This window comes from uncultured Amaricoccus sp., assembly GCF_937858865.1.
GTDB lineage: Bacteria > Pseudomonadota > Alphaproteobacteria > Rhodobacterales > Rhodobacteraceae > Amaricoccus.
Genome location: NZ_CALLYO010000379.1, coordinates 1 through 5,843, shown reverse-complemented (window position 1 = coordinate 5,843; position 5,843 = coordinate 1). Strand labels below are relative to the sequence as shown.

At 70.4% G+C, this 5,843-nt stretch carries 5 protein-coding genes and 1 pseudogene; all 6 read left to right on the top strand.

What is annotated here, in order from left to right; genetic code table 11:
- On the top strand, positions 1 to 1,175 hold a 1,175-nt coding region (gene metB, locus Q0112_RS10930), incomplete at its 5' end, for a cystathionine gamma-synthase (RefSeq protein ID WP_367278464.1).
- A 7-nt stretch (positions 1,176 to 1,182) separates the two neighbouring features.
- Positions 1,183 to 1,593: a PAS domain-containing protein gene (locus Q0112_RS10925; RefSeq protein ID WP_297975127.1), complete on the top strand. Its 411-nt coding sequence runs from the start codon at positions 1,183 to 1,185 to the stop codon at positions 1,591 to 1,593.
- 23 nt (positions 1,594 to 1,616) lie between these two features.
- Positions 1,617 to 2,480: a LysR family transcriptional regulator gene (locus tag Q0112_RS10920; RefSeq protein WP_297975123.1), complete on the top strand. Its 864-nt coding sequence runs from the start codon at positions 1,617 to 1,619 to the stop codon at positions 2,478 to 2,480.
- Positions 2,481 to 2,723: 243 nt separating this feature from the next.
- The gene (locus Q0112_RS10915) at positions 2,724 to 4,190 is read left to right on the top strand and encodes an ABC transporter substrate-binding protein (protein ID WP_297975120.1); all 1,467 of its coding nucleotides are present in this window, start codon (positions 2,724 to 2,726) and stop codon (positions 4,188 to 4,190) included.
- Positions 4,191 to 4,232: 42 nt separating this feature from the next.
- Positions 4,233 to 5,357 (top strand): carbohydrate ABC transporter permease, encoded by a 1,125-nt coding sequence (locus tag Q0112_RS10910; protein WP_297975117.1) that lies wholly within the window; start codon positions 4,233 to 4,235, stop codon positions 5,355 to 5,357.
- Positions 5,354 to 5,843: pseudogene (locus Q0112_RS10905) on the top strand (hypothetical protein); the annotation flags it as partial. The gene Q0112_RS10910 and the pseudogene Q0112_RS10905, both read left to right, overlap by 4 nt.

Genomic DNA, 5,843 nt, shown 5'->3' with positions numbered 1-5,843 from the left:
GGGACATGCCGGAAGAGACGAGACCGGAAACCATCGCCGCGGGACACGGCATCGGCGAGGATGCCGGTTTCGGAGCGGTGGCCCCGCCCATCTATCTCTCCAGCACCTACGTCTTCCCCGGCTTCGAGCGCCCCGGCGCGCATGAATATTCCCGCACCTCGAACCCGAGCCGGGATCTCCTCGCCGGCGCGCTCGCCCGCCTCGAAGGCGGCGCCGGCGCCGTCGTCACCGCCTCCGGCATGGCGGCGGTCGACCTCGTCCTGTCGCTGCTCAGGCCCGGCGATCTCGTCGTCGCCCCGCACGACTGCTACGGCGGCACCTACCGGCTGATCGCCCAGCGGGCCGAGCGCGGCCATCTCGACCTCGCCTTCGTCGACCAGGCCGACGCGGCGGCGCTCGCCGCCGCGCTCGCCCGCCGCCCCAAGCTCGTCCTCGTCGAGACGCCGAGCAACCCGCTGATGCGGGTCAGCGACATCGGCGCCATCTCCGCGCGCGCCCACGCCGCCGGCGCGAAGGTCGTCGTCGACAACACCTTCCTCTCCCCGGCGCTGCAGCGCCCGCTCGCGCTCGGCGCCGACTTCGTCGTCCATTCGACGACGAAGTTCATCAACGGCCATTCCGACGTGGTCGGCGGGGTGGTGATCGCCGCCGACGCCGGCGACGTCGAGGAGCTCTCGGCCTGGGCCAACATCGCCGGCACCACCGGCGCGCCCTTCGACGCCTACCTGACGCTGCGCGGCCTGCGCACGCTCTTCCCCCGCGTCGAGCGCCAGCAGGCGAACGCCGGGGCGGTCGCCCGCTTCCTCGCCGGCCACCGGGCGGTCTCCGCCGTCCACTATCCCGGCCTCGAGACCCATCCCTCGCACGCGCTCGCCGCCCAGCAGCAGCGGGGCTTCGGCGCCATGCTGAGCTTCGAGCTTGCGGGCGGCACCGAGGCCATGCGCCGCTTCGTCGAGGCGGTCGGGGTCTTCACCCTCGCCGAGTCGCTCGGCGGCATCGAGAGCCTCGTCGCCCACCCGGCGACCATGACCCACGCCCGCATGGGGCCAGAGGCACGCCGCATCGCCGGCATCAGCGACAGCCTGCTCCGCCTGTCGGTCGGGCTCGAGGCCGAGGCCGACCTCATCGCGGACCTCGACCGGGCGCTCGGCGCGGCGACGGCGGCGGGCCGCTGAGATGGACATGGCACGCCTCGGCGAGGCGATCCTCGCCTCGCCCGCCGACGCCATCCTCGCCACCGACCGCGCCGGCGTCATCCGCTTCTGGAACGCCGGCGCCACCCGCGTCTTCGGCTTCTCCGAGGTGGAGGCGGTCGGCGCCTCGCTCGACATCATCATCCCCGAGCGGCTGCGCAGGCGCCACTGGGACGGCTGGGAGCGGACCGTTGCGACCGGCGTCACCCGCTACGGCGCCGGCGACCTCCTCGCGGTGCCGGCGCTCACCGCCGACGGCCGGCAGATCTCGATCGAGTTCACCATCGTCCTCCTGCACGACGGCGGGGCAGGGGTGACCGGCATGGCCGCGATCCTGCGCGACGTCACCGCCCGCTTCGAGGAGCTGCGGCGCCTGCGGCGGCAGGCGGCGGCCGCCTAGCCGGCGCCGGGAGCCCCATCGCCATGGACGTCGAGCTCGCGCGCACCTTCCTCGGCATCGTCAGGACCCGCAGCTTCGTCCGCGCCGCGGAGCAGCTCAACGTCAGCCAGACGACGGTCAGCGCCCGCGTCCGCACCCTCGAGGAACACCTCGGCCGGCCGCTCTTCCTGCGCAGCAAGCACGGCGCCACGCTGACCCCGGCCGGCGAGCAGTTCCTCCGCTACGCCCCGAGCTTCGTGCAGCTCTGGCAGCGCGCGCGCCAGCAGGTCGCCGTGCCGAAGGGACGGCGCGCCGTGGTGACCATCGGCGGCGAGATCAGCCTCTGGCACCCCTGGCTCCCGGAGTGGCTGCACTGGATGCGCCGCAGCGCGCCGGACGTGGCGCTGCGCGTCCGGGTCGGCCTCGCCGAGGACCTGATCGACCAGGTCGCCGGCGGGGCGCTCGACGTGGCGCTCGTCTATGCGCCGCCGCATCTGCCGGGGGTGCACGTCGAGCTCCTCCTCGAGGAGAAGCTCGTCCTGGTGACGACCGAGCCCGGCGGCAAGGGCATCGACCCGGAAAGCTACGTCTACGTCGACTGGGGCCAGGACTTCGCCCACCATCACGACCTCAGCCTCCCCGAGGGCGCCGAGCCCGGCATCGCCGTCGACCTCGGCCCCCTCGCACTCACCTATCTGCTCGAGGCCGGCGGGTCGGGATACTTCCGCCAGCGCGTCGTCGCGCCGCTCGTCGCCGCCGGCCGGCTCCATCCGGTCGCCGGCGCCCCGAGCTTCTTCTACCCCGTCTATGCCGTAAGTTCCGGCCACGCCCCCGACGAACTCGCCGAGCTGGCCCTCGCCGGCCTGCGCGGCATCGCCGCCGGCGAGCCGGTGGACCCGATCGCCTGACGGCCGTTAACGATGGTTTCCATCTGGTTGACGGAAATTGCTTTACCAAGCAATATCAATAAGATGCCAAAGTGGGCACGCGTGCCCACCCCGTGCCCGCGCCCTCCTGCGGGGCGCGACCGACCGGGATCCCGCGTAGCGCCAAAGGGGCGTTGCTTGCCGGCGGAGTCTTGATAAGCTCGCAGAGTCGGGTCCGTGGCGATCCATGCGACAATCAACAAACCGACGATGGGGAGGACTGCAATGAAGAAGCTCCTGGCCGGCGCCGCCGCGCTCGGCATCCTTGCGGCTGCCGGGCCGGCCTCGGCTGCCGGCGAGTTCGAGGGCGTCACCATCAACGTGATGACCCAGACCGGCGCCATCCAGGAGCCGCTGCAGCGGCGCGCGCCCGAGTTCGAGGCCCTGACCGGCGCCAAGGTGAACGTGATCGCCGTGCCCTTCTCCGACCTCTACCAGAAGGTCCTGACCGACTGGGCCGCTGGCACCAACTCGGTCGACGCCGCCGTCTTCGCCCCCCAGTGGATGGTCGACTACATCGCCGGCGGCTACCTCGAGGACCTGACCCCGCGCATCGCCGCCGACCCGGCGATCGAGGAGGACGACGTCGGCGCCTTCTTCCGCGACTTCTCGCAGAAGTACGGCGACAAGACCTACATGATCACCCTCGATGGCGACTTCCACATGATGTACTACCGCTCCGACGTGCTCGAAGCGGCCGGCAAGACGCCCCCGAAGACCTGGGACGAGTATCTCGACGTCGCCAAGGCCGTGCACGGCCAGGACATGAACGGCGACGGCACCCCCGACTTCGGCTCCTGCATCGCCAAGAAGCGCAATGCCCAGAGCTACTGGTTCGTCACCGACGTGGTCGGCTCGATGACCCAGTCCCAGGGCACGAGCCAGGGCACCTTCTTCAACACCGCCGACATGACACCGCTGGTCGACAACGAGGCCTTCCGCAAGGCGCTCGAGTTCCTCAAGGCCTCGACCGAGTTCGGACCCCCCGACGAGCTCAATCTCGACGTCTCCGACACCCGGCCCCTCTTCGCCTCCGGCCGCTGCGCGCTCAACCTCGACTGGGGCGACGTCGGCACCATCTCGATCGACCCCAACCAGTCGAAGGTGATGGGCAAGTGGGGCGCCGCCATCATGCCGGGCTCTGAGGAGGTGCTCGACTGGAACAGCGGCAAGCTCGTCGCCTGCGACGCGACGACCTGCCCGCACGCCATCGACGGCGTCAACCACGCCCCCTTCGCGGCCTTCGGCGGCTGGGGCGGCGGCATCAACGCGGCGGCCGACCCGAAGGTGAAGGACGCGGCCTACGCCTACTTCTCCTTCATGACCCAGCCGGCGCAGTCGAACTCCGACGTCACCATCGGCGGCACCGGCTTCAACCCCTACCGCACCTCGCAGCTCTCCTACAGCGACCTCTGGAAGAACGCCGGCATGACCGAGGAGGAGGCCAGGGTCTACCTCGGCGCCATCAACGAGAGCATGTCGAGCCCGAACATGATCCTCGACCTGCGCATCCCGCAGAACCAGAAGTACCAGCAGGTGGTGCTCGACGAGGCGATCTCGCGCTTCCTCTCCGGCGAGATCGACGCCGAGGCGACGGTCAAGGCGGTCAACGACGGCTGGAACGAGCTCAACGAGGAGATCGGCACCGACGAGCAGCTCCAGTTCTACAAGGCCACCATCGGCGCCCAGTAAGGACCGGCCCGGCGCGGCGTCCCCGCGCCGGGCATCCCCCGCATGACCGAGACGAGCCTGGAGGCCCCGCCCACCTGGGGCGAGCGCATCGACCGCCATTCCGGCCGCCTCATGGTGCTGCCGGCGGCGGTCGTGATCCTCTGCTTCGCGATCTTCCCGCTCATCGTCTCCGCCTACCTCTCGCTCTCGCGCTTCGCGCTCGCCCCCGGCGGCTTCACGCTGAAGTTCGTCGGCCTGCTCAACTACAGGAAGCTCCTGACCGGCTCTCAGCAGTACCACCTGCTCGGCACCTGGGGCACGCTCGGCGCGGTCGGCTGGCTGTTCCTCGCCGCGGGCGCCGCACTCCTCCTCCTCTGGCTCGCCCGCTACCTCCGGAGCGGTCGGGTCGGCATCGTCGGCACCATCGGCCGGCTCGTCACCGCCACCGTCCTCGCCGCGCTCCTCCTCGTCATTACCGTCACCCTGGCCCCCGGCGGCGTCCCCGGCACCCTGGTCAACACGCTCCTCTACGTCGCGATCGGCGTCAGCGTGCAGTTCCTCCTCGGCCTCGGCCTCGCGCTGCTCTGCGCCCAGCCGATCAGGGGGCGCAACTTCTTTCGCGTCCTCTTCTTCGTGCCGCTGATGGTGACGCCCGTCGGCATCGCCTACGCCTTCCGCATGCTGGCCGACATGCAGAAGGGTCCCTTCGCGCCCCTCTTCCGCGCCTTCGGCACCGGGGAATGGTCCTGGGCCACCGAGGCCTGGTCGGCGCGGATGATGGTGATGATCGGCGACACCTGGCAGTGGACGCCCTTCATCTTCATCGTCATGCTGGCTGCGGTCGAGAACCAGCCGCGCGACCAGGTCGAAGCGGCGAAGCTCGACGGCGCCAACGGCTGGCAGATCTTCCGCGACATCACCTGGCCCGCCATCGCGCCGGTCGCCGCCACCGTCGTCCTCATCCGGCTGATCGAGGCCTTCAAGATCATCGACCTGCCGAACGTGCTGACCGGTGGCGGCCCCGGCCTCGCCACCGAGTCGATGACGCTGCACGCCTTCATCGCCTGGCGCACCCAGGATCTCGGCGGCTCGGCGGCGGTCGGCTACATGCTCCTCTTCGTCTCGACCGTTATCTGCGTCTCCTTCTTCAACTTCGTCGTCCGCCATACCAGGAGGTTCGAGGCATGACCCCCGATCCCGCGCCGGACGACCGCCCCTTCCTCACCCGCCTCCTCGAGCCCGCCTCGATCGAGGAGCAGGCCCCCGTCGCCCGCGTCCTCACCTACGCGCTCCTCCTGCTCTGGTCGCTCGTCGTCCTCATCCCGCTCTACTGGGTCCTCATCACCTCGTTCAAAGGCCCGGGCGAGGTCGACAACGGCCCCTTCTACATCCCCTTCGTCGACTTCCGGCCCAACCTGAACGCCTGGCGCTTCATGCTGCTCGAGAACAACACGCTCGGGCCCTACTTGAACTCAGTGGTTGTCGCCCTCGGCAGCACGACCCTCGCCGTCCTCATCGGCGCGCTCGCCGCCTACGCGCTGGTGCGCATCCGCTTCCGAGTGAAGCTCGCCGCCGTAGCGATCTTCCTCCTGCTCCTCGTCGCCGTCATCGTGGCGGTTGTCACCTTCGGCGTCGCCTGGCAGGTCGCCGTCGCCGCCGCCGTCGCGCTCTTCC